This window comes from Spirillospora sp. NBC_01491 (assembly GCF_036227065.1).
GTDB lineage: Bacteria > Actinomycetota > Actinomycetes > Streptosporangiales > Streptosporangiaceae > Spirillospora > Spirillospora xylanilytica.
The window spans coordinates 5,935,286-5,958,182 of the sequence record NZ_CP109432.1 but is presented as its reverse complement, the minus strand read 5'-3'; the positions used below and the strand labels follow the sequence as shown (position 1 = coordinate 5,958,182).

General features: G+C 74.0%; 20 protein-coding genes. 9 read left to right on the top strand and 11 right to left on the bottom strand.

The features are described 5' to 3' along the window. Positions 1-70: 70 nt before the first annotated feature. Complete coding sequence (locus tag OHA34_RS27775) at positions 71-1,315, bottom strand: MFS transporter (protein WP_329519364.1); 1,245 nt, start codon at positions 1,313-1,315, stop codon at positions 71-73. A 122-nt stretch (positions 1,316-1,437) separates the two neighbouring features. After that, complete coding sequence (gene pdxH / locus OHA34_RS27770) at positions 1,438-2,196, bottom strand: pyridoxamine 5'-phosphate oxidase (RefSeq protein ID WP_285938509.1); 759 nt, start codon at positions 2,194-2,196, stop codon at positions 1,438-1,440. A gap of 93 nt (positions 2,197-2,289) precedes the next feature. On the opposite strand from pdxH, the gene OHA34_RS27765 reads away from it, so the two are divergent. Then, a complete protein-coding gene (locus tag OHA34_RS27765; RefSeq protein WP_285938510.1) occupies positions 2,290-3,402 on the top strand; it encodes a citrate synthase 2 in 1,113 nt (370 codons plus the stop codon). 85 nt (positions 3,403-3,487) lie between these two features. Here the strand turns inward: OHA34_RS27765 and OHA34_RS27760 are convergent, their stop codons facing one another. After that, positions 3,488-6,343, bottom strand: coding sequence for an ABC transporter substrate-binding protein (locus OHA34_RS27760; protein WP_329519363.1), 2,856 nt, complete (start codon positions 6,341-6,343; stop codon positions 3,488-3,490). A 178-nt stretch (positions 6,344-6,521) separates the two neighbouring features. Here OHA34_RS27760 and OHA34_RS27755 point away from each other — a divergent pair, with 178 nt between their 5' ends. From OHA34_RS27755 to OHA34_RS27735, 5 genes are all read left to right on the top strand, one after another. Further along, on the top strand, positions 6,522-6,920 hold the full coding sequence (locus tag OHA34_RS27755; protein ID WP_285938513.1) for a hypothetical protein: 399 nt from the start codon (positions 6,522-6,524) through the stop codon (positions 6,918-6,920). 69 nt (positions 6,921-6,989) lie between these two features. Further along, the gene (gene serC, locus OHA34_RS27750; protein ID WP_285938514.1) at positions 6,990-8,126 is read left to right on the top strand and encodes a phosphoserine transaminase; all 1,137 of its coding nucleotides are present in this window, start codon (positions 6,990-6,992) and stop codon (positions 8,124-8,126) included. A 63-nt stretch (positions 8,127-8,189) separates the two neighbouring features. Further along, positions 8,190-8,321 carry a hypothetical protein gene (locus OHA34_RS27745; RefSeq protein WP_285938636.1) on the top strand — a complete coding sequence of 44 codons (132 nt, stop codon included), beginning with the start codon at positions 8,190-8,192 and terminating at the stop codon, positions 8,319-8,321. Next, complete coding sequence (locus OHA34_RS27740) at positions 8,318-9,373, top strand: hypothetical protein (RefSeq protein WP_329519362.1); 1,056 nt, start codon at positions 8,318-8,320, stop codon at positions 9,371-9,373. Before OHA34_RS27745 ends, OHA34_RS27740 begins: the two co-directional genes overlap by 4 nt. Positions 9,374-9,483: 110 nt before the next feature. Continuing rightward, positions 9,484-11,697 (top strand): hypothetical protein, encoded by a 2,214-nt coding sequence (locus OHA34_RS27735; RefSeq protein ID WP_329519361.1) that lies wholly within the window; start codon positions 9,484-9,486, stop codon positions 11,695-11,697. Between the two features lie 42 nt (positions 11,698-11,739). Here OHA34_RS27735 and thpR read toward each other — a convergent pair whose 3' ends face one another. The 3 genes from thpR to OHA34_RS27720 all read right to left on the bottom strand — a co-directional run bounded on the left by thpR (position 11,740) and on the right by OHA34_RS27720 (position 14,362). After that, the gene (gene thpR, locus OHA34_RS27730; protein ID WP_285938517.1) at positions 11,740-12,303 is read right to left on the bottom strand and encodes an RNA 2',3'-cyclic phosphodiesterase; all 564 of its coding nucleotides are present in this window, start codon (positions 12,301-12,303) and stop codon (positions 11,740-11,742) included. 113 nt (positions 12,304-12,416) lie between these two features. Beyond that, complete coding sequence (locus tag OHA34_RS27725; protein WP_285938633.1) at positions 12,417-13,664, bottom strand: MFS transporter; 1,248 nt, start codon at positions 13,662-13,664, stop codon at positions 12,417-12,419. Between the two features lie 230 nt (positions 13,665-13,894). Continuing rightward, positions 13,895-14,362, bottom strand: coding sequence for a MarR family transcriptional regulator (locus OHA34_RS27720; RefSeq protein WP_285938518.1), 468 nt, complete (start codon positions 14,360-14,362; stop codon positions 13,895-13,897). Positions 14,363-14,581: 219 nt separating this feature from the next. On the opposite strand from OHA34_RS27720, the gene OHA34_RS27715 reads away from it, so the two are divergent. Continuing rightward, complete coding sequence (locus OHA34_RS27715) at positions 14,582-14,851, top strand: DUF2530 domain-containing protein (RefSeq protein WP_329519360.1); 270 nt, start codon at positions 14,582-14,584, stop codon at positions 14,849-14,851. A 63-nt stretch (positions 14,852-14,914) separates the two neighbouring features. Here the strand turns inward: OHA34_RS27715 and OHA34_RS27710 are convergent, their stop codons facing one another. The 4 genes from OHA34_RS27710 to OHA34_RS27695 all read right to left on the bottom strand — a co-directional run bounded on the left by OHA34_RS27710 (position 14,915) and on the right by OHA34_RS27695 (position 20,554). Further along, positions 14,915-18,220, bottom strand: a complete 3,306-nt coding sequence (locus OHA34_RS27710; protein WP_329519359.1) for a sacsin N-terminal ATP-binding-like domain-containing protein — start codon at positions 18,218-18,220, stop codon at positions 14,915-14,917. Between the two features lie 10 nt (positions 18,221-18,230). Then, positions 18,231-19,070, bottom strand: coding sequence for a DUF3027 domain-containing protein (locus tag OHA34_RS27705; protein WP_329519358.1), 840 nt, complete (start codon positions 19,068-19,070; stop codon positions 18,231-18,233). A gap of 193 nt (positions 19,071-19,263) precedes the next feature. Beyond that, positions 19,264-19,659 carry a cold-shock protein gene (locus tag OHA34_RS27700; RefSeq protein ID WP_285938523.1) on the bottom strand — a complete coding sequence of 132 codons (396 nt, stop codon included), beginning with the start codon at positions 19,657-19,659 and terminating at the stop codon, positions 19,264-19,266. A 238-nt stretch (positions 19,660-19,897) separates the two neighbouring features. Further along, entirely contained in the window at positions 19,898-20,554 is a 657-nt protein-coding gene (locus OHA34_RS27695) for an HAD family hydrolase (protein ID WP_329519357.1), read from the bottom strand. Between the two features lie 355 nt (positions 20,555-20,909). On the opposite strand from OHA34_RS27695, the gene OHA34_RS27690 reads away from it, so the two are divergent. After that, the gene (locus tag OHA34_RS27690) at positions 20,910-21,356 is read left to right on the top strand and encodes a hypothetical protein (RefSeq protein ID WP_285938525.1); all 447 of its coding nucleotides are present in this window, start codon (positions 20,910-20,912) and stop codon (positions 21,354-21,356) included. A 33-nt stretch (positions 21,357-21,389) separates the two neighbouring features. Here the strand turns inward: OHA34_RS27690 and OHA34_RS27685 are convergent, their stop codons facing one another. Next, the gene (locus OHA34_RS27685; protein ID WP_329519356.1) at positions 21,390-21,875 is read right to left on the bottom strand and encodes a GNAT family N-acetyltransferase; all 486 of its coding nucleotides are present in this window, start codon (positions 21,873-21,875) and stop codon (positions 21,390-21,392) included. A gap of 172 nt (positions 21,876-22,047) precedes the next feature. Between OHA34_RS27685 and OHA34_RS27680 the strand changes: the two genes are divergently transcribed. Next, entirely contained in the window at positions 22,048-22,665 is a 618-nt protein-coding gene (locus OHA34_RS27680; RefSeq protein WP_285938527.1) for a TetR/AcrR family transcriptional regulator, read from the top strand. Positions 22,666-22,897 lie beyond the last annotated feature (232 nt).

The following is a 22,897-nucleotide window of genomic DNA, read 5'->3' as shown; positions in this document are numbered from 1 at the left end:
ACTCGTCACAACACGCGAACCGCACCGCTTCTTCCCCTCAGAGGGACCGTATGCGCTGCCACCGACGTTCTCAGCTTTGCGCGTCCGTGATCGCGACGGGCTCGGCGGTACGGGTGTCGTACCGCAGCAGGGCCGGGACGGCCACCGCCACCAGCACCACCAGCACCGCGCAGGCCAGTCCGCCCCCCACCCACGACACCGACGCGCCCGCCACGGCCGCGGTGGCGCCCGCCCGCATGTCGCCCAGCCGGGGGCCGCCCGCCACGACGACGGTGAAGACCCCTTGCAGGCGTCCCCGCATCTCGTCGGGCGCGTACGTCTGGAGCATCGTCTGCCGGAAGACCGCCGAGACCAGGTCGGCCGCGCCTCCGACGGCCAGCAGCGCGACCGCGAGCCAGAGCTGGTGGGCCAGCCCGGCGGCGGCCACCGCCAGCCCCCAGACCACGATGGAGACGACCAGGGCGACGCCCTGCCGGTGCACCCGCCCGATCCAGCCCGACAGCAGCCCGCCGAGGACCGCACCGATCGCGATCGCCGCGAACAGCCAGCCCACGGCGCCCTCGCCGCCGAACCTGGTGTCGGCCAGCTCGGGGAACAGCGCCCGCGGCATCGCCACGCCCATCGCGATGATGTCGACGACGAACGACATCATCAGCACCGGCTGGGTGGCCAGGTAGCGGAGCCCGTCGAACACCGCGCGCAGCCCGGGAGAGCCGGTGACCTCGCCGAGCGGCGGGATGGCCGGCAGCCGCAGCGCCGCGTACAGCCCGACCGTGAACAGCGCCGCGTCCAGCGCGTACGCGGCGGAGTAGTTCCAGCGGGCCAGGATCACCCCGGCGAACAGCGGCCCGGCCAGCATGCCGACCTGGCCGGCGGTGAAGTTGAGGGTGTTGGCCGCCGAGACGAGCTCGCGGTCCAGCAGCCGGGGGATGATCGCGCTGCGGGTCGGCGAGGACAGCGCGAACCCGGTCGCCTGCACCGCGACCACGCCCATGATCAGCCACAGGCTGCCGATCCCCAGCAGCGACTGGGCCAGCAGCAGCAGAGTGGACACCCAGGTGACGCAGGACGAGAAGAACAGCAGCCGGCGCCGGTCCACATGATCGGCGATCGCGCCGCCCCAGAGCCCGAACACGATCAGCGGCACCAGGTTCACCGCGCCGAGCACCCCGACCCAGAACGACGATCCGGTCATGTCGTAGACCTGGACCGGCACCGCGACGGCCGTGACCTGGAACCCGATGAACGAGACACCCTGCCCGAGCCACAGCCGCCGGAAGGCGGAATGCCGGAGCGGGCGGGTGTCGATCGCCATCCGCCGCAGCGTCCCGCGCCGTCCTCCCAGGGGCGGCGGAGAGGCGGACGCGGGGGCGGTATCGCTGTCGGGAACAGTGCCGCTGTCAGGAGTGTCTTGGGTAGATGGGTGCTGTTCCGGTGTCACGGAGACAGTCTGGACCTTGCCCATGACTGCTCCGTGACCGCCTCCCCTTCCCCAGAGAGGGTCCGCTGGTAGCGAATGCGGTCGTGCAGGCGGTCGAGGCGGCCCTGCCAGAACTCGATCGTCTCTGGGACGACCCGGTAGCCGCCCCAGAAGTCCGGCAGCGGGACGGCGTCGGCCCCGGCTTCGGCTCCGGCCCCGGCCTCGGTCCCCCGATCGGCCGGATCCGGCCAGCGCGCCTCCAGTTCGGCGAAGCGCCGCTCCAGCTCGTCCCGCCCGGAGATGACCGCCGACTGGCGCTCGCTCGCCCACGCGCCGAGGCGCGATCCGTACGGGCGGCTCTTGAAGTACTCGGCCGATTCCCGGCGCGGCAGCTGCGCGACGAGACCGGAGACCCGCACCTGCCTGGACATCGGATGCCAGGGGAAGACCAGCGACGCCCGCGGGTTCTCCGCCAGGTCACGGCCCTTGTGGGACGTCAGGTTGGTGAAGAACCGGAAGCCGTCCGGGCCGTATCCCTTGAGCAGGACGGTCCGCGCGCTCGGCACCGCGTCGGCCGAGGCGGTCGCGAGCACCATCGCGTTCGGTTCGGGCAGGACGGCCGCCGCCGCGGCGAACCAGGCGGCGAACAGCACCACCGGATCGGACGGAACGGACGACTCGGTCAGTTCCCCCACCTCGTAGGATCTCCGGAGCCGTGCGGGGTCGGGCGTAGTGCGATCCACAGCGTCTGAGCCTCTCACCTGGGCATTGTGCATCTGACAGGGTCCTGGGTACTGGTCAGTAAGGTGGACAGGGTTCAATGGCACGGCACCGCCTTATCACTACGGGCACGAAAGGCAGGACGACACATGTCCGACTTCAAACCCGGTCTCGAGGGGGTCGTAGCCTTCGAGACGGAGATCGCCGAGCCTGACAAGGAAGGCGGCGCGCTCCGTTACCGGGGCGTCGACATCGAGGAACTCGTCGGGCACGTCGCCTTCGGCGACACCTGGGGCCTCCTCGTCGACGACGCGTTCGCCCCCGGCCTGACCCCCGCCGAACCGCATCTGCTCCCGGTCACCTCCGGCGACGTGCGGGTCGACGTGCAGAGCGCGCTGCCCACCCTGGCCCCGGCCTACGGGATGCGCCCGCTGCTCGACATCTCCGACGAGGAGGCCCGCGCCGACCTCGCCCGCACCTCGGTCACCGCGCTCTCGTTCGTCGCCCAGTCGGCCCGCGGCATCGGCAGCCCGATGGTCCCGCAGAACCGGATCGACGAGGGCCGGTCCATCACCGAGCGGTTCATGATCCGATGGCGCGGTGAGCCCGACCCCAAGCACGTCCGGGCCATCGACGCGTACTGGGTCTCGGCCGCCGAGCACGGGCTCAACGCCTCCACCTTCACCGCCCGCGTCATCGCCTCCACCGGCGCCGACGTGGCCGCCAGCATCTCCGGCGCCATCGGGGCGATGTCGGGACCCCTCCACGGCGGGGCCCCCGCCCGGGTACTCCCGATGATCGAGCGGGTCGAGCAGCTCGGCGACGCCCGCAAGGTCGTCACCGACATCCTCGACGGCGGCGAGCGGCTGATGGGCTTCGGCCACCGCGTCTACCGCGCGGAGGACCCGCGCGCCAGGGTCCTGCGCCGGACGGCGCAGGAGCTCGACGCACCCCGCTACGAGGCCGCCAAGGCCCTGGAGGACGCCGCGCTGGCCGAGCTGCGCGAGCGCCGTCCGGACCGTCCGATCGAGACCAACGTCGAGTTCTGGGCCGCGGTCATCCTGGACTTCGCCGACGTCCCGACCTCGATGATGCCCGCCATGTTCACCTGTGGCCGCACCGCAGGGTGGGCCGCGCACATCCTGGAGCAGAAGCGCACCGGCCGGCTGGTCAGGCCGAGCGCCCGCTACACCGGCCCCGGCACCCGTTCCATCAAGGACGTTACCGGGGCGGCAGAGGCCCTCAAGCGCCACGGCGCCTGACGACGCAGCCGCACCCCCGCACGCGCATGAGGCCCCCGGCGACCCCGCGAATCCGCCACCGCCGGGGGCCTTGTCCGTCCCCGCGTCACCCGTCCGCCGCGTCCTTGGCCTTCGGCGGGCAGGGCGCGCCCCGCTGGCCGCTCAGGACGAGCCTGCCGCAGATGGCCACCACTTCGAGCGTCCCGTTGCCGCGCACCGTGGTCAGCAGCACCGCCTTGTCGGTCACCTCGTGGCCGGTGGACCGGGGCCCGAACCGCAGCACGCCGCTCGCCCCCTTGCGCAGGGCGTAGCGCTGCGGGTCGCTCAGCTCCGCGTAGACGCTCGCCGCGGTCGGCACCGTGCCCTGCTCCCAGTACACCTGCTGCGCCACCGTCGTGGTCAGCGTGGCGGCGTCGTAGCTGACCGCGGCCCGGGTCACCGACGGCATCCGGTCGGCCGGGGTGTTCTTGCCGACCAGCCCCGCGACGAACGGCTCGTAGTCGGTGTAGAAGGTCTGCACCGACTGCTCGGGCCCGATCCAGCGCGGCGTCCACGCCTCCCGCGCCGCCAGCGGGGTGAAGTACAGCTTGAACGTGCCCTTCGCGCCGATCTCCCGGGCGTTGTCGGTGACGTACTTGGCGATCTCGTCGTCGGCCAGCACCACCGGCGTCTTGTCGCAGGTGTTCTCCAGCCCGGAGACGAAGCCGCGGAACTCGTCCGACCGCCCGGCGTAGTAGAAGATGTCCTTCGGGTCGCGGCACGCCCGCTCCACCGCCTCGCCGAGCTCGCCCGGGTCGCGGTAGGGCCACATCCGCACCGCGTTCTTCCCGAACCGGCGCTGGAACTCCGTCGCGAGGTCCTTGCTGTAGAGGTCGTCGGGGTCGCCGTCGTAGATCACGTCCGCGCTGCGGGCGGGCCGGCCCTCCAGCTCGCCGTTGCGGGCCCAGAACGCGGCGTGCTCGGCGAGCCGCCGGTTGGGCGGCGCCAGCCTGAAGTAGTACGGCGAGTAGCCGCCCCGGTCCAGCTCCGCCGTCCTGCCGTAGCTGTTGGCCGTCCCGATCAGCGGCAGCGCCGGCGTGGCCAGCGTCTTGATCGCGTCCTGAGTCTGCGCGCGGCTCTGCTCGAACCCGACCACCGCCACGATGGAGCGGTCGTGCAGCGCCCGCTCGCTGATCTGCTCGGCGACCTGCTCGGCGTGCCGGAACTTGGCACCCGCGTTGGCCACCAGCACGCGCAGCCGCAGGTGCTGGCTGGCCTCGTTGAACCGGCGCTGCGCGATGGCGAGGCCGACCAGCTCGCCCTGCGCCCCGGCGAGCAGGTCGATCTGCCGGTTCTTGATCGCCGGATCGGCGGTCAGCGGGCCCAGGTAGACCACCGTGACGAAGGGCTTGCCGGACGAGGCCACATCGGCGTTGAGCCGCTGGATCCGCTTCAGCACCGGGGTCAGCCGGTTGTCCTTGCCCGCGCCGCGGGCGTTCTCACCGAAGTGGTAGGAGCCGTCGGTGATCCCGATGCACTCCCCGCTCGCGGTCCGCCTGATCTGGAGCGGGGAGCAGTACTGCACCGCCTGCACCGCGATCACGCTCACCGAGGCGCCCAGCACCGCGACCATCGCGATCCACGGCAGCGCCGGATGGGTGGCGCGCGGGCGGCGCCTGGCCGGCCGCACCGGGGGCAGGTCGCCGCCCGGGTCGGCGGTGACGTCCACCCGCAGCTCCCGCCGGGTGCCGAGCGCCTCGACCACGCGCTGCTCGCGCCGGTACCGGGCCCACAGGAAGCGCGACGCGACGACGTCCCGCGGCTCGCCGGAGGACATGTCGACCCGGATCACCTGCGTGATCCGGTCCACCAGCCGGGGCCCGGACGGGGCGGACGGGTCGTCGCCCGCGGGCGCGGTCGGGTCGACGCCCGCCGTGACCACCAGCGGGTCGAAGTCGGGCAGCCCCCGGTCGTCCTGGTTGTCGGCGCGGACCCGCTCGACGAGTTCGACGAACCGGATGCCGGGATGGCCGGGCGACAGGTGCTCCAGGATGACCACCGGGTAGCGGACGCGCGCCCACGCCACCCGCCGGTAGTCGCGCCGGTAGTTGCGGCGCAGGTCCTCCAGGAACGCGGCGACCAGCAGCAGGTCGAGCTGCTCGGCGTGGTCGTCGGCCTCCACCGGGCGCGGGTCGAAGACCCCGAGCGCGAAGCCGAGGAACCCGGTCGAGTCCCGGTGCAGGTACGGCTGCCTGAGGAACCAGCCGAACCGGTGCACCCCGTACCAGCCGCGGGTGCGGGCCACGATCTGGACGGCCACGAACCCGAGCCCGAGGATCGCCGCCAGGACCGCCGCCGCCAGGTCCAGCGCGGCGGCGGCGCCGGCGCTCAGCAGCGCCACGACCGCGACCCCGATCGGGGCGATCTGCTCCAGGAACGCCAGGAAGGTCGCGGTCCGTCCGCGCGGGCCCTCCTCCAGGTCGCGCAGCACGTCCCGGCCACGCCGCCGGATGACCCGGTTGAGCTGCCTGCGGCGGGAGTTCTCGTTGTCGCCGACGGGCGGATGGGTCAGCTCCTGGACGAGCTGGTGGTTCTCCCGTTCGGACGCGGAGGCGTGGCGCGGCGGCGTCCGGTCTCCCTGGAGCCGGATCTCGCGCAGGTCGCGCAGCCACAGCGCCATCTCCAGCAGCGGGAACCGCAAGGGCGACTCACCGCGCGGACGGCTGGACGGCTGGGACAGTTCGCGCTTGGCCTCCCGCAGGACCCCGGACACGTCGGTGGCGGCGGTGTCGGCGGCGATGTGCGAGACGGGCGCCCGCTCGTCCTCGCAGCGCTTCTGGAAGAGCTCGGCGACCCGGCCGGTGTGGTTGCCCGGCCCGAGCAGTAGCAGCAGGGGACGGAACCGCTCCCGCCGCCGCCAGGTGGGACGCTCGCGCAGCCGCTCGAACAGGTCGAGCACTCCGCGCAGCCGGTCCTCGCTCAATACCCGATCAGCGCCTCCCGGCATGCTGAACGCCCCGCTTCCCCTATGTCGCCCCCCGACCACTCTTTTGGTGTTCCAGCCTCCTGTCCGTAGGACGCCGTGCGTAGCGAAAAAGATCGAATCTTCTTCAATTCGGCCCGCCGCCCTTACGAAGGATGCGCTTTGTCATGATTGCGCGGTGAGCACCGACGAGCCACTAGAAGGGGACATCGGACCTGCGGCCCATATCGGCCGTGCCACCGCCGCGTCCGATGATCCCGGTGTACCCGGCGGATCACCCACCGGTGGCCCCACCTGGGACGAGCGGCGGCGCGCGGAGGCGGAGGAGCTGCTCCGCTACGAGGCCGAACGCCAAGAGCGGCGGCGCCGCGCCAACGCCGTTTCCGGACGCATCGCCTTCGGGATCGCGGCCGTCCTGCTGGCGTTCCTCGCCTACGACTCGGTACGCACGGCCACCGAGGCGCACACGCGCGGTGACGACTGGGTCTACCCGCCCGCCGTCAATGCCGGTATCTGTGGAATCGCATTGATCGTCCTGGCCGGATGGGCGATCCGGCGGCGCTCGCGGCGACGGTGACCGACACCTCACGTCTCGGCATGTGAACCCGGCGGCGATCTCCAGTGCAGGTCAAGTAGCCTGCTGCGAGTGACCGACAGCGCGAATCCAGCCATTGTCATTCCCGCCGAGCTCAAGCCCGCCGACGGCCGCTTCGGATGCGGCCCGTCCAAGGTGCGGCCCGAGCAGCTCGCCGCCCTCGCCTCCTCCGGCTCGACCTACCTGGGCACCTCGCACCGGCAGAAGCCGGTGAAGTCCCTGGTCGGCCGGGTCCGCACCGGCCTCGCGCAGCTGTTCTCGCTGCCCGAGGGCTACGAGGTCCTGCTGAGCAACGGCGGCACCACCGCGTTCTGGGACGCCGCCGCCTTCGGGCTGGTGCGGTCCAGATCGCAGCACCTGGTGTTCGGCGAGTTCTCCAGCAAGTTCGCCAAGGTCACCAAGGGCGCGCCGTGGCTGGAGGACCCGTCGGTGATCTCCGCCGACCCGGGCTCCCACCCGGTCGCGTCCGCCGAGGCCGGCGTCGACGTCTACGCCCTCACCCACAACGAGACCTCCACCGGCGTCGCGATGCCGATCAAGCGCCCGGCCGGCACCACCGCGGACGACGCGCTGGTCATGGTCGACGCCACGTCCGGCGCGGGCGGCCTCCCCGTCGACGTCGCCGAGACCGACGTCTACTACTTCGCGCCGCAGAAGTGCTTCGCCGCCGACGGCGGGCTCTGGATCGCGCTGGCCTCCCCGGCCGCGCTCGCCCGGATCGACGAGATCGGCTCGTCCGACCGGTACGTCCCCGAGTTCTTCAACCTCAAGACCGTGGTCGACAACTCGGTCAAGGACCAGACCTACAACACTCCCGCCGTCGCCACGCTGCTGATGCTCGCCGAGCAGATCGACTGGATGAACGAGCAGGGCGGCCTGGCCTGGACGACCTCCCGCACCGCCGACTCCGCGCAGCGGCTCTACACCTGGGCCGAGAAGACCGCCTACACCGCGCCGTTCGTGGCCGACCCGGCGCAGCGGTCCCAGGTCGTCGGCACGATCGACTTCACCGACGCCGTCGACGCCGCCGCGGTCGCCAAGGCGCTGCGCGCCAACGGCATCGTCGACACCGAGCCGTACCGCAAGCTCGGCCGCAACCAGCTCCGCATCGGGATGTTCCCGGCCATCGACCCGGCCGACGTCGAGGCGCTCACCGCCTGCATCGACCACGTCGTCGAGCGCCTCTGACCCGTCCGGACGGGCGGCGGCGGTGGACCCGCCGCCGCCCGCCCGCAGGATGAGATGTAGATCATGGATGCCCGGTTCGAGGTGCGCGCCCGGCCGAATAAGCTCGGGACCGTGAACCGCGCGCCCCAATGGCTGCTTCCCACCGTGCTGACCGCGCTCGTCCTCGCCGTGGTCATCGGTGCGCTGCTGAATTGAACACAGCCGCCCGCGAGCGGGCCGTCCGCAGCCGGGCCGTCCGCGCACGCGCCGGCCGGGCGGGCGCGGCGTTCGGGGCGCTGGCCGTCGCCGGGACGCCGATGCTCCTGGCCGCGCCGCCCGCGTCGGCCGCGTCGGCCGCCGACCAAAAGATCATCTTCACCGTCACCGATCCGCGGATCGGCGAGTCCAGCGGGCTGGCGACGAGCCGGCGGCACAAGGGCGTGGTCTACACCCACAACGACTCCGGCGGCCGGCCCGAGATCTTCGCGCTCGGCCCGGACGGCCGGACCCGCGCGGTGCTGACCCTGGCCGGTGCCGGCGCGCGCGACTGGGAGGCCATGGCGATCGGCGCCGACGAGCGCGGGCGGCCCGCGATCTACGTGGCCGACATCGGCGACAACCTCGGCGGCGCCTGGCCCTACGTCACCGTCTACCGGATCCCCGAGCCCGCCGTGATGCGCACCCAGACGCTGCGCGCCACCGCGTTCCGGATCAAGTACGAGGACGGGCCGCGCAACGCCGAGGCCATGATGATCAACCCGACGACCAACCGGCTCTACATCGCGTCCAAGCTGTTCTCCGGCAAGCTGTACGAGGGGCCCGCGCGGCTGAGCACCAAGGGCTTCAACACGATGCGCGAGGTCGGCGACGCCCCCGCCATCGCCACCGACGCCGCGTTCGCCCCCGACGGCCGCAGCTACGTGATCCGCACCTACTTCGGCGCGCGCGCCTACGCGGTCGGCGCCGACGGCCGTCCCGGCCCATCGCTGCGGTCGGTGTCGCTGCCCTCGCAGAAGCAGGGCGAGTCGGTGACCTACACCGCCGACGGACGGTCCCTGCTGGTCGGTTCCGAGGGCACGAACCAGCCGGTGTACCAGGTCTCCCTCCCTGAGAAGGCGCGGCCGGCCGCCTCGCCGTCCCCCAAGGCGGCCGGGGACGACAACGCCGACCAGGGGCACCGCGAGGGTAAGGGCCCCCGGGTGGGGCTGTTCCTCGTGCTCGCCATCGCCGCCGTCGTCGGGTACGGGGTGATGCGGAGACGCGCGTGACGGGAGTGCACGCCCGCACCTGACCGGCACGCTGGAACACGGTGACGGGCGCGGATCGGATCGCGGAAGGAGTCGACGGGCCCGCGGGGACCCGCGAGAGGATGCGGACTGTGGAGCAACAGCTGGAGGGCCTGCGCGCACCCGGCGGGCGTTGGCGTCCCATCGCCGCGGGGCCGTTCGCCCTCCTGGCGGTCGCGCTGGCGCTGGTGCCGATCCGTCCGGTCTGGCTCTGGGCGGCGCTGATCGCGGCGGTGGCCCTGGCCCCCTGGCTGCTGGGCGCGGCCCCCGAGATCCACGGCCGGCGCCCCCGGCCCTACTGGCGGCTGTCCGACCAGGGGCTCGAACGGGTCGGTTCCGGCGGGACGAGCCTCGTCCGGTACGAGCGGTCCCGGATCGAGGGGCTGGCGATCACCAGTGGCGACGGCGCGCTGACGGTGTTCCACCGGTTCGGCCGCACGTCAGCGGGCGGGCTGACGGCGATGGGCCTGGAGCCGCTGGCGCTGTTCGTGACGGCCCGGCGCCTCGGCATCCCGGTGCACGTCCTCGACGGCGACAGCGCCGACCTGCTCGATCCCGCGGTGGACGAGGCGCTGCGCGCCCCCGACCTCGACGACACCCCCGGCGCCGGCCGCCTCCCCCGCGACCACACCGCCGAGCAGCGGCTGCTCGACCAGGAGGCCGAGCTCCTCTCCGCCGCGCACGAGCCGCCGCGCGAGCCGCGCTCCCTCCTCACCGCCGGCACCGCGGAGCGATCGCCCGCCGGCGGCGCCGGCCTCGACGCGGCGGTGCGGCTGCGGACCCCGGCGCCGCTGCCCAGCCGCCGCCGCATCGCGACGCTCGGCACCCTCACCGGCCTGCTCGGCGCCGTCATGGTCGTGCGCGTCGCGATCGAGGGCACCGTCGGCTTCGGCGCCCGGCTCGCGGCCGGCTGCTGGGCGCTGGCCGCGATCACCGGCGTGCTCGCGGCCCGCCGGCGGATGCTGCGCACCGCCCGGGTGGACTGGACGATCACCGCCCGGCGGCTGCGGGTGCGGGGCCGTGCCGGGCGGCGCGGCCTCCAGGAGCTCCCGGCGACGCGCGTCGCCGCGCTCGTGGTCGGTCCCGGGCTCCGCACCGATCCGCTGACCGGCGAGCCGCAGCGGGCCGATCCGGCGGTGCTGGCCTTCGACCACCGGCTGGCGCTGATCGCCCGGCTGCCCGCGCACGGGCTGGACGCCTTCCAGCTCACGCACGCCCTCGACGACCACGGCTACCGGGTGATCACCCCGTCGGCGCGGGTGCCGCGCCCGCCCGAGTACGGCCTGGAGGGGCTGCCCGAGATCTTCGCGCAGGTGCCGGGCGGGCGGCTGGTGGTCGCCGAGGGCGGCCTCGGCTGGGCCGACGCCGCGGGCGACGTGGTGCTGCGCATGCCCGAGGACCGGATCGGCGGGATCGAGCTGCTGACCATCGCCGGGCACGCCTGGGTCCGGCTCTACGACTCCGACGGCGACGAGTTCTTCGCCGCGCCGCTGTCGACCCTGCGGATCTCCCGCACCGACCTGCGCGAGACCGCCCTCAGGGCCGGGCTCCCGGTCACCGACGCCGAGTACGACGCCTACCTCAGCGCCGCGTTCCACGCGGCCGTCTCCACCCTGTCGGCGACCGCCGCCGAGCCCGCTGTGGAGGCCGAGCCCGCCGCCGCGGCGGCCGTGGGGGCGCAGTCCGGCCCGTCCGAGACCGGCCCGACCGAGACCGGCTCAGACACGGGCGCGGGCGCGGGTGCGGGGGCGGGCGCCGCCGGGACCGGGGAGGCCGCCGGCCCCCGTCCCGTGCCCGGCATCGCCGCGCCCCCCGGGCCGGTCACCGCGCCCGGCGTGCAGCTCGACGCGACCCGGCGGTCCCGGCTCGGGACGTACGGGATGAGCCTGCTGCTGTGCGAGGCGGTCGCGCTGGTCGGCGCGATCTGGCTCGGTCCCGACCTCGGCGGGTTCGCCGCGACGGCGGTCTGGTCGCTGCCGGCCGGGCTGCTGATCGGGCTCGGCGGCTACTGGCTGTACGACCGCAACCGCGCCCAGCTCCGGGTGTCCCCGGCCGGGCTCGCGGTGATCACCCGCCGCGGCCGGGTCGAATGGGACCTGGCCCGCGACCGGGTCGGCGGCGTCGGCATCGACGAGTCGAACGAGCGGATGCCGCGGCTGGTGGTCTGGGGACCGTCCGGCCGGGTGCTGCGGCAGGTCTCGTTCCCTCCCGACCTCGATGAGCTGCGCCGCGCCTGCGAGCGCTTCGGGCTCCCCTGGGGCCCGCCCGACGCCGATCGTCCCGCTCCCCCGCCGCCCGAGCTCTGACCCGCGCCGGGCCAGGCCCTCGAAGGGGACCAGGGGCTGGGGTCAGCGCAGTGACCAGGTCTTCATGGACTCGTACTCCACCTGGCCGTGCAGCTTGCCCGGGGGGTGGCTGCGCATCAGGTGGACGGCGTCGGCGGTCCACGCGGTGCCCGCGAACGTCGACAGCCCCTCCATCACCGGCCGCACGTCCGCGGGCTGCCGGGAGCGGGCGAGCGTGAGGTGCGGCCGGAAGGACGGGTGCTTGTCGGGGAGCGTGCCGGCGCGCCGTCCGGCGGCGGACGTCGAGGCGGCCAGCCCGGCCAGCCCGCGCCGGTCGCCGTAGAGGCCCGTCCACAGCACCCGCGCGTGCGCGCCGTTGCCGGGGAAGGCGCCCGCGCCCGCGAGGGACAGCGACAGCCGGCCGTGCCGGGCGACGGCACGTTCCAACCGGGGCAGCAGACGGTCGAGGGTGCGGTCGTCGACCGCGCCGAGGAAGCTCAGCGTGACGTGGATCAGCTCCCGCCGGATCCACGCGAGTTCGGGCCCCTCCGCCTTGAGGGGCGCGACGGCCTCCTCGACCTCGTCGAGGACGACCGGCGGCGGTACGAGCGCCACGAAGAGTCTCATGGACAGATCCGGAGAGCCACCCGATCAGCTTTTCAGCCGGTACCGCACGTTGTCACGTGCACGGAGCCGAACATTGCCGTGCACCCGGCCGCCCCGTCGCCCTCACCTGCGCGTCACGCCTTCGCCAGGCGGCGGCGCGGGTGCAGCACCCGGGCGAGCGCCGGACGGACCGTTCCACGTGGCGCCGCCACCAGACCGACCACCAGCGTGACCATGACCGCGATCGCGCCGCCGAGCACGATGCTCAGCCGTGGTCCGAACTGCTCGGCCATCCAGCCGACCGTGGGCGCGCCCAGCGGGTTGGTCCCCAGGAACACGAACATGTAGAGCCCCATCACCCGGCCGCGCATCTCGGGCGCCACGCCGAGCTGCATCGTCGCGTTCGCCGCCGTCGTGAACGTCATCAGCGCGATCCCGGTCGGGACCAGCAGCACCAGGAACGACCAGTACGTCGGCATCAGCCCGGTGCCGACCTCCAGCACGCCGAACAGCAGCGCCGCGACCAGCAGCAGCCGCAGCCGCGGCCGGGTCGCGCGGCGCGCGGCCATCAGCGCGCCGGTGAGCGCGCCCACCGCGAGCATGCTCGACGCCAGCCCGAACGAGGACGCGCCGGTGTGGAAGACCTCCCGGGCGACGAGCGCGGTGGTCATCTGGAAGTTCATCCCGAACGTGGCGACGAAGCCGACCAGGACCAGCACCAGGATCAGGTCGGGCCGCCCGCGCACGTAGTGCAGCCCCTCGCGGAGCTGCCCCTTGGCGCGCTTGACCGGCTCGGCCACGTGCAGCTCGCTCTGCCGCATCGCGTACAGGCCGAACAGCACGGCGCCGAACGACGCCGCGTTCACCAGGAACACCGGCCCGCTGCCGAGCACCGCGATCAGCACCCCGGCCACGGCCGGGCCGAGCAGCCGGGCGCCGTTGAACGTGGCGCTGTTGAGCGCGATGGCGTTCGGCAGGTCCCGCTTGCCGACCATCTCCACCACGAACGACTGCCGGGTGGGGTTGTCGACGACGGTGGCGAGCCCGAGGCCGAAGGCCAGGATGTACACGTGCCAGACCTGCGCGCTGCCGGTGATGGCCAGGACGCCGAGGATCAGCGCGAGCGCGCCCATCGCCACCTGGGTGATCATCAGGACCCGGCGCTTGGGGTAGCGGTCGGCGATGACCCCGCCCCAGAGTCCGAAGAGCAGGAGCGGCAGGAACTGGAGGCCGGTCGTGATTCCGAGCGCCGTCCCGCTGCCGTGCGCCAGTTCGAGGACGAGCCAGTCCTGGGCGACGCGCTGCATCCAGGTGCCGGTGTTGGAGACGACCTGGCCCGCCGCGAAGAGCCGGTAGTTGCGGACCCGCAGCGAGCGGAACATCCCGCCGGCGCGAGCCTCCTCGGGTTCCTTGGGTTCCGCGGGTCTCTCCGGTCCCTCGGGCTCTCCGGATCCCTCGAGCACTCCGGATTCCTCGGGCCGCCTGGGCCGTCCGGCCACCCCGTCGGTCTCCTCGGCGGCGACGATGGCCTCGGCCTCCTCGACGAGGAGGCCGGCGCTCTCGCCTGTCCCGCCCGGCGCCGCGGCTCCGGGCAGGGGGGAGCCGGAGAGGGTCAGGACCTGCTGAGCTTGTCGAGGATCGGTGCCGCCTTGCGCAGGATCTCCCGCTCGTCGGCGGTCAGCTCCCCGAGCCGCCGGGACAGCCACGCCTCCTTGCGGCGGCGCTCCTCCTTCAGCAGGGAGCGTCCCTCCTCCGTCGCGCTCAGCACCACCTGGCGGCCGTCGGTCGGGTGCGGGCTGCGCACCACCAGCGCCCGTTCCTCCAGGAAGGCGATCACCCGGGTCATCGAGGGCGGCTGCACCTTCTCGTGGTCGGCCAGCTCGCGCGGCGTCATCGAGCCGTTCCGCTCGATGGCGGCGAGCGCGGCGAACTGGGTGAGGGAGAGCGGGCCCGCGGATCCGCCGTCCGCCGCGGTCCTCAGGGTGCGCAGGCGGCGCGACAGCCGGGCGATCGAGATGCGCAGCTCCTCGGCCAGCCCCGGGGCCGGTGCCGCGCGGTTTCTGGTCGGTGGCGTTGTCATTGTCGTTCGCAGAAGTCATTGCTTTTGCTAACGATACGTCGGCGGAACCTATTCCGCCAGATCGCCGGCGCGGGCAGTCCGGTCCGATCCGGGCACGGCGGCCCGGCGCGGCATGGACGACTTCACCCTCCGATCGCTGGTTGGTCTGCCTCCATGGTCCCATGACCGCCCGCTGACATGCGAAGCCGCGATCACGGGGGCGCCGCGTAATCTGGGCGCATGACCCGAGCGCGCCGCCCCGATCCACCGCCGATGCGGACCAACGACGTGCGAATCGCCATGGCCGGGACGGCCGCGTGGGCGGCGGCGCTGATCGTCATGCTGATCGTCGGGCTGCCCGAGAGCGACCGCTGGTGGCTGTGGACGTGCGCCGCGGGCATCGTGATCGGGCTGTTCGCCGTCTGGTACATCCCCAGGTTGCAGGCTGGACGGGCCCGCCAGGAGGCCGACCGCGCCGCCGCCCGGAACACCGGCGGCGAGAGCGCCTGACCCGGGCCTGACGGGACTTGACCGGGCCTGACCCGGTCCGGGCGCTCGCGGCGGCGCCGTGGGTCACGGGGTCAGGTCGGCCTCGGCGAGCAGCACCGGCAGCGCGTCCGGGTCGCGGAGCACGGCCTCGACCAGCAGCCGCTCGGACCACCGGCCGGCCGACCACGCCAGCGCCCGCGCCAGCCCCGCGTGGCCGCTCGCGTGCACGGCGTCGGGCTCGCCCTGCTTCCCGGGCCCGCCCCACCACCAGGGCACCGGCTGCCCGTCCACGATCAGCCGCTCGTGGGCGGTGTAGGTCTCGGGCGCGTCCGGCAGCACGGCCCGCACCGCGTCCGGGACGGCCCGCTCCGCCCCCGCCGACTCCACCACGCCGGGGATCTCCTCCCCCGCGGCGGGCAGGTCGAGCAGCTCGGCCAGCCGCCCGTGCCGCCCGTACCCGGCGATGATCAGCGGCTGGCCGGGCAGCAGCGGCAGGACGTCCGGCCGGTCCAGGACCAGGGCGTCCGCGGCCTCGACGACCTCGACCTCGCCGTCCACCAGCGCCCGCACCCGCTCCGGCGGGTCGATCCGCGGGCCGGGCCCGCCGGTTTCGTCGAGAATCTCGGCCAGGACGGTCCACAGCCCGCCGAGCTGCGCGCGGGTCACCGTCCGGGCGGGGTCTGCGAGCCGGTCGAGGAGCTCCTGGACGCCGCCGGGCTCGTCGAGCAGGTCGGCCAGGGACGTCCGTACGCCCAGCGCCAGCAGCAGGCGCTCGTCGAGACCGTCCGGAGCGGCGTCGTAGAGCCCGCTCAGCAGATCGGTGCCGCCCGCGCCCTCAGGGTCGTCCGGTAGACGGAACTCCCCGGGGAGACGTCCGTCCAGTACCGGACGGGCCCGCAGCCACCACGCCGTGTAGGAGGGGACCACGGCCCGCCGTCCGTCGTGCAGCGCCACGTGCGCGGGTTCGGTGATCGCGGCCCGCCACGGCGGCCGGGCCAGCAGGCGCAGGGCCGCGCCCCAGTCCTCGACGAGCTCGAGGTCGCGCACGGCCTGGAACTCCGGCAGCAGCGGCGGGAGGTCCTGCTCGCCCAGCCGGGTCAGGACCTCGTCGGCCCAGCGGTCCTCGTCGTCGAGGTCGAACGCCTCGGCCTGGTCGGCGAGCCCCATCAGGTTGACGTCCTCGCCGCGCACCAGCGCGAAGCCGTCGAGCACGCCGGCGGCGGTGAGCGGGTCCGGGCCCCAGCGTTCGAGCAGGTCGCCGTCGACCACGCCGAACGGGGCGTCCCCGGCCATCACCGCGCGCAGCGGGCTGCCCGGCAGCAGCAGCTCGCCGGCCGGATAGAGGTCGCCGTCGGCGCCCGGGAGCGCGAGCTCGGCCAGCCACGGCTCGTCGCCGGGGTCGATCCCGGCGGCGGCGACCAGGCCGAGGACGGCCTCGGCCACCTCGTCGGGGTCATCGGCGTCGAACGAGCCCTCGGCCGCCGCCCGCACCGCCGGATCGGCGAGGACCGAGCGCGGCCCCGCCTCGACCGCGCCGAGCCGCAGCAGCAGCGGATGCGCGGCCTCGGGGTGGACGAAGCGCAGCCCGAGCACGCCGAGCGCCGACGGATCGACGCCGTCGCCCGCGATGAGCAGCCCGCGCGGCCCCCGGACGACCCGTCCGCCGCGCGCGGCGCCGGCCCCTCCGCCCGGCCACCCTCCGCCCGGCCCCCAGGAGTCGGCTGCGGCGCTCGCGAGCGGAACCGGGAGGGCGCCCAGGGAATCGGTGGACGCGCCGTTCAGCGTCTCGTACAGGCCCCGCCACCATCGCGGCTCGCGGTCGAGGGCGGCGAGCTCGTCGATGACGTCGGCCATCTCCACCCGCCGGACGCCGAGCGCGGCCAGCGCCGGATGCCGGGCGGGCCAGTCGGGCGGCAGCAGCCCCGGCATCACGGCCCCGCCGTCCAGGGGCTCGCCGTCCAGGGGCTCGCCGGAACCGCCCTCTCCACTGCCGCCGCGCCCGCCGAGCAGCTCGATGAGCGCGGACGGGCCGTCGACGGCGACCGCGTCGCGGCCCCGGACCCGGCGCGGCCCCTCGAGATCGTCCTGCGGGTCCACGCCGGCGGCGGGCAGCAGCGGGGCCTCGGGCAGGCGGTCCAGGACGGCCCGCCGCAGCCGCGCGTCCAGCTCGCCGGCCCCCACCGGGCCGGGGACCAGGTCCAGGAGCTTCGGGCTCGTCGGCTCGTCGAGCAGCAGCCGCTCGTACGCCTCGGCGGCGCGTTCGACCAGGTAGTCGGTGAGCGGGCCGGGCGCGACATGGCGGCGGTCGGGCGCGAGCGGGAACGAGGCGATCAGCAGCGCGGGCAGGTCGAGCCGCTCGTCGCTCGGGGTCGGCGCGTGCACGACGCGCGGCACGGCGGCCCCGGCGTCACGCGGGAGCGCCCAGCGCACCTGCCAGGCGGGACGGGCGCGTTCCTCCACGGGCCGGTCGGCGAGCAGCGCGGGCGGGATCGTGCCGTGCGCCTCGGCCGTCCGCCAGGGCTCGCCGTCGATGATCACCAGGCCGTCCGGGCCGCGCTCGGCGGTCAGCGCGCGCACCGTCCCGTCGATGTCGATCTCGACGGACTCCAGGGCGGGCAGCGCGAGCATCAGCGCCGGCCCGAACGCGTCGAGCTGCCGCCGGACGAGATCCGCCGCCCCGGCGTCGCGCAGCGGCAGCCGGACGGCCGTGGCGAAGCCGGACGGGATCTCGGGCAGGCCGGGACCGTCCAGCGGGAACGGGAGGCGCAGCAGCGGCACCTGCCCCTCGCGACGGTCGAGCTCGGCGGCGAGCGCGGGCAGCCCGGCGATCAGCGCGCGGGCGCCCGCCGCCGACCACTCGACCCCGGCCGCGCCGGCCCCGCCGGTCGCGCCGTCCATGGTCGTCTCCGGCGCGCCGGCACCGGCCGTGACCGACGCGATCGCGGGACGGTCGCTGACCGCCACCACGGCGGCGAACCCCACACCGAAACGCCCGACCGCGCCGGCGTCGTCGCGCTTCGCCGAGGCGCGCAGCGTGGACAGCGCCTCCACCCCGGCGGCGTCGAGCGGCGCCCCGGTGTTGGCGGCCGTCAGCACCGCACCGGTAGGCGCCGCGTCCGTGGCCACCGCGTCCGTGGCCACCGCGCCGGCCGCCGTGCGCAGGGTCAGCCGGAGCCGTCCGGGCACCCCGGCCCGGACGGCCGCGTCGGCGGCGTTCTGTGCCAGCTCGACGACGACGCGGTCGCGATAGCCGCCGAGGGCCTGGTCCTCCTCGGCGTTGGCGTCCTCGCGGAACCGCGCGGGCGACTCGCCCCACGCCCGCAGCACCCGGTCGCGGAGGGCCCCGGTGCCGAACGGGTCGCCGCCCGGCGGCCCCGCCTGAGAGGTCATCGCCGGGCGCTCAGCTGCGCCCGAGGGCCTCTTCGGCCTCGGAATCCGCCGGCGTGTCCTCGGGCACGACATCATAGCCCAACTCGTCGATCACCGGCGGGTTGTGCTCGGACACCGGCGGCACGACGACCGCCTCGGAGTGCGCGCCGCAGCCGTGGTCGGCCGACACCACCCGGCCGTCGTCGGGCGCGTACTCGTTGGCGCACACGCCGAACACCAGCCGCATCTCGCCCGCGAGCGGCACGTAGAACCCGCACGTCGAGCACTGCGCCGGCGCGGACGCGGCGATCGGCGCGCGCGGCCCCGCGGTCCCCTCGTACCAGCGCTCGGCGGCCTCGTCGCGGCCCTCCCGGGACAGCACCCGGACCCGGCCGAGGCCGAGCTCCCACTGGTTCTCGTGGTCGGTGGCGTCGTCGACCTGGGTGTAGCCGGGGGCCAGCCGGACGTCGTCGGGGGCGGTCGGCAGCAGGTCGCCGGGGCCGAGGTCGCCCGGCCGCAGCCGCTCCAGCCACGGCACCCACGGCGGCGCGAGCAGCGCGCCGTCGTCGGGCAGGAGGACGACCTCGTCGACCGTGACGTTCTTGGCCCGCGCGGCGCGGGTCACCGTGACCGCCCACCGCCAGCCCCGGTAGGCGGGGTCGAGGCAGGCGAAGTCGTGCGTGACCACCCGGTCGCCCTCGCCCCGCAGGCCGAGGTGCTCGCCGACCCGCGTCGGCCAGGCCGTCTCCTCGGCGGCGTCCCTGGCCAGGTCGACGGCCTCCGCGCAGGCGGCGTCGACGGCGGGAGTACGGGTTCGCCGCGTCGAGGCGGCGGCGGAACTCGCTGGGCTGGACTGACGGAGTGGGCTCACGGCTCAATTCTCGCCCATGGAAGGACGTGGCCGGGCACCACACCTCCCTCAACCGCCGTCAGGCCGCCGCTGACACGGGATCGGCGCAGGGGGACGGGCGTGGCGCACGGGAGGTGGGCCGGACGCGGATCAGAAAACGCACTCTCCGGTCGAGTCCCCGAAATCGGCCGTATCCGCGGCGGCTGCGCCAGGATCAGGAGTGCAGGTCGTCGGCGACCGCGCGCAGCACGATGGCGATCTTCTTGGCCTCCGCCGGGGCCGGGTGCTTGCCGCGCCGGTAGACGGTGGAGATGTCGTCGAGCAGCCGGATCAGGTCCTCGGTGATCACGACCATCTCGTCCGGCTTCTTGCGCTTCTGCTTGGCGATGGTCTTCTCGACCGACGGCAGGGTCTCCAGCGCGCGCAACGACAGCGCCTGCTGCCCGCGCCGCCCCTCGACCACGCCGAACTCCACCCGCTGACCGGGTTTCAGCGCCGTCAGCCCGCCGGGGAGGGCGGAGGAGTGCACGAACACCTCACCGCCGTCGTCGCGGGTGAGGAAGCCGAATCCCTTGTCGGCGTCGTACCACTTGACCTTGCCAGTCGGCACGGGGAGACCTCGATCAGTTCTCGTTCTGAATTGACCCCAAGATTAGTGCCTTGCCGCGTGCCGGTGAACACACCGGTGACGGCCGGGAACCACTGCGGGCCAACGGACAGAAGCTACCTGGAGCGCCCGGGAAGGGCATCCCATTATCAACCGGTACGCCCTCAGACGGCCGGCCGCCCGAATAGCGGATGATCAAGCGGGGCCGGACGGCGCCGATCACGACGGGACGTCGAACGGTTCAGGCGCCGGAGTACTCGCCGAGCCACCCGGGAAAGGCCAGCAGATCGGGCAGGACGACGTCGGCGCCGTACGCGCTGAGCGCCGCCGAGTCGAACGAGCCGGTGGCCACCCCCACCGCGACCGCCTCGGCCGCGCGGGCCGCGTCCACGTCGCCGGTGTGGTCGCCGATGTAGGCGCCCACACCGTGCCGCCGCAGCGCCACGCCCTTGTCGGCGCCGAAGAAGCCGCCCACCACGACGTCCACCGGGAGCCCCAGGAACCGGACGGTGCGTTCGGTGTCGGCCTGGTTCTTGCCGGACACCACCACCGTCCGTCCGCCCTTGGCGCGCACCGCCTCCAGCGCCGCGGCCGCACCGGGCATCAGCACCGTCGCGGGGACGGCGACGTCGGCGTACATCGCGCGGTAGCGGGCGGCCATGGCCGGTACCTCACCGGGCGGGAACCAGTAAGCCAACTCCTCCTCCAGGGGCGGGCCGATGCGCGCCACCACCGCCGCGGTGTCGATCGCGACGCCGGTCTCGTCGGCGAGCGCGGCGTAGACGGCGCTGATCCCGGCACGGGTGTCCGCGAGGGTCAGATCGAGGTCGAACCCGAGGGCGAGGGCGTCGGGAGCGGAATCGCGGGCCGGGAATTCCGGCGAATCATGGTCCAGCACGTCCCACAGGGTAAAGGGGGGGTATGGCACAATCGCCGCCCGGGAGCACGTCCCGGATCCGGGCCCGGCGGGCGGCCGGCCGTGGCCGCCCCGGGCGCATCGGCCGCGCGCGTACCCGCGCTCTCCCGGTAGTGGCGATGCGACGGGATCCGAATGGGAGAGCGCGGGGTCCATTCGCGCGACGGCCGTCCGAGATAGCACCGACCGAAACTGGTTGTCCCGGTCGTCTGAAACAGCCACCTTGCGAGGGGGATATACCCGACCCTCCACCTACAAACCGCCTGACCAGGAAACCCCCGGACCGGACCCACCACCGGCCCGCCGCGTCCCCCGCCCCACCCGGAAAGAGGGCGACATGGCCGAAGACCGCGACCGTCCGACGACGCATCACCCCGGCAGCACCCCAGAGCATGGCCCCGGCAGCACCGCCGCGTCCCCTCCCGCGCAGAGCACCCCCGCACAGAGCACCCCCGCGGCACGGCGGCGGCGCCCCACCGCGGCCGGAGCCGCCGCGGCCCGCAGGCGCGCCGCCCGCGTGCTCGCCACCGCGGTCTCGGTCGTCACCACGGTCGTCGTGCTCGTCCTGGCCGTGCACATCGTGTTCGTGGCGTTCGAGGCCAACACCGCCAACGACCTGGTCCGCTGGACCGGGGACCGCGCCACCGACCTCGCCTGGCAGTTCAAGGACGTGTTCCAGCCCAGGGACCACAAGGTGGAGGTGGCGGTCAACCACGGGCTCGCGGCCGTGGTCTACCTGGTGGCGGGCCGCATCCTGGTCGGCCTGATCCGCCGCCTCGGCTGACCAGGCCCGCCGGACCGGACGGCCTCAGCCGGATCAGGCGGTGTCGCCGCGTCCGGGGAAGCGCACGACCTCGAACGGCCAGGCCGTCGTGGCCCACTCCCGGACGAACGTCTCCAGTTCCCGCTCCAGCCCCGTCTCCTCGGCGTCGGCGCGGACCCAGAACACCACGACCGCGTCGGCGGCGGAGTCGTCGGACGGCGCGACGTGGATCCGGCCGAGCTGGCGCTCCTCGTCCGGCGTCGTCACGACGTAGCTGAACGACCGCCGGAGCTGGCCCTCCTTCTGGAGCCAGGCAACGTCGATCAGCGCCTGCTCGAAGGTGAACTCGCCGTCGGGCCAGCCCCACTCGGGCCCGAACCTGCCCTGGAGCCGCTCCAGGCTGCCCACGACCGCGCCGTAGTCCTTGACCACGTCGCTCACGGTGATCGGCCGGATCCGGAACCGCGGCCCAGCCACCAGGGTGGGGATCACGAAGTCCTCGGGGAGGAAGGCCCCCCGGCCGTCCTTCCGCGGAGACACAAACATCCTCGACCCTTCCGACGGCGCCCTTCCGGCGACAGGGCTCGAGGGCATGAACTCTAGCCGTCCCGTGCCCGACGCGAGCCCGATCACGAATTCGGGCGCGCCGGTGCCTCGACAGGGCATGTCAGGCCCCTGATGCCTTAGTGTTCTTGCGGAGGAACACATCACCATGACGTCATCCACACGCGAGCGGATCGTGGTCGAATCGCTCCGGTTGTTCGCCGACCGGGGATACGCCGCCACCTCGGTCGCGGAGATCGAGGCCGCGGCCGGCCTGTCACCGGGAGCGGGCGGGCTCTACCGCCATTTCCGGTCCAAGCAGGAGGTGCTCGCCTCCGGCATCCGCGAGCACATCGAACGCACCCGTCACCAGATCGACGACGTGATGCAGCAGGCCACCGTCTACGAGGACCGGCCGCTCGAGCAGCGGCTGCGGATGACGTGCCAGATCGGGCTGGCCAAGATGCGCGAGGAGCAGGACCTGATCCGGGTGCTGTTCCGCGATCTCGACCAGTTCCCCGGCCTGGTCGCCGAGATGCGCGAGGGCATCGTCAACCCGCTCTACGACAGCATCGCCACCTGGCTCGCGACCCAGCCCGAGTTCGAGGGCTCCGACGAGGACTGGCCGGCGATCGCCTCGATCCTGGGCGGCGCGGTGGTCAACTACTGGCTGGCCAACGAGGCGATGTACGAGCCGCCGACCCGCATCGACGAGAAGCGGTTCGTGGCGAGCTGGGCGCGGCTCGGCCTCGGCCTGGTGCACCTGGAGCCCGCGCCGGCGCCCTGACCCGTGCCATCCGCCCGAGGCGGTGGCGCGCCGAAACCATGCCGTCCACGTTCCCGCGGTCGCGGCCGACGGCCCGGTCCCTGGCCGCAACCGGCCTTCCACAAACGACGCGTCCGCCCTCAAGGTGGACGCGTCGTTTCCCCTGGACACGTGTGCTTTACCGGGTGCGCCGCCACCACGGGTATCGTCCAGACGGCGGCGCACCCGGGAGCCCAACGCGGTGGGACCCGCG

Excerpts from the sequence above, each read along its gene's own strand:
- thpR (WP_285938517.1), bottom strand. The coding sequence starts at position 12,303 with ATGAGACTCTTCGTGGCGCTCGTACCGCCGCCGGTCGTCCTCGACGAG.
- OHA34_RS27715 (WP_329519360.1), top strand. The coding sequence starts at position 14,582 with ATGACCCGAGCGCGCCGCCCCGATCCACCGCCGATGCGGACCAACGAC.
- pdxH (WP_285938509.1), bottom strand. The coding sequence starts at position 2,196 with ATGCACAATGCCCAGGTGAGAGGCTCAGACGCTGTGGATCGCACTACG.
- OHA34_RS27775 (WP_329519364.1), bottom strand. The coding sequence starts at position 1,315 with ATGGCGATCGACACCCGCCCGCTCCGGCATTCCGCCTTCCGGCGGCTG.
- OHA34_RS27745 (WP_285938636.1), top strand. The coding sequence starts at position 8,190 with ATGGATGCCCGGTTCGAGGTGCGCGCCCGGCCGAATAAGCTCGGGACC.
- OHA34_RS27690 (WP_285938525.1), top strand. The coding sequence starts at position 20,910 with ATGGCCGAAGACCGCGACCGTCCGACGACGCATCACCCCGGCAGCACC.
- OHA34_RS27725 (WP_285938633.1), bottom strand. The coding sequence starts at position 13,664 with ATGTTCCGCTCGCTGCGGGTCCGCAACTACCGGCTCTTCGCGGCGGGC.
- OHA34_RS27720 (WP_285938518.1), bottom strand. The coding sequence starts at position 14,362 with ATGACAACGCCACCGACCAGAAACCGCGCGGCACCGGCCCCGGGGCTG.
- OHA34_RS27680 (WP_285938527.1), top strand. The coding sequence starts at position 22,048 with ATGACGTCATCCACACGCGAGCGGATCGTGGTCGAATCGCTCCGGTTG.
- OHA34_RS27710 (WP_329519359.1), bottom strand. The coding sequence starts at position 18,220 with ATGACCTCTCAGGCGGGGCCGCCGGGCGGCGACCCGTTCGGCACCGGG.
- OHA34_RS27765 (WP_285938510.1), top strand. The coding sequence starts at position 2,290 with ATGTCCGACTTCAAACCCGGTCTCGAGGGGGTCGTAGCCTTCGAGACG.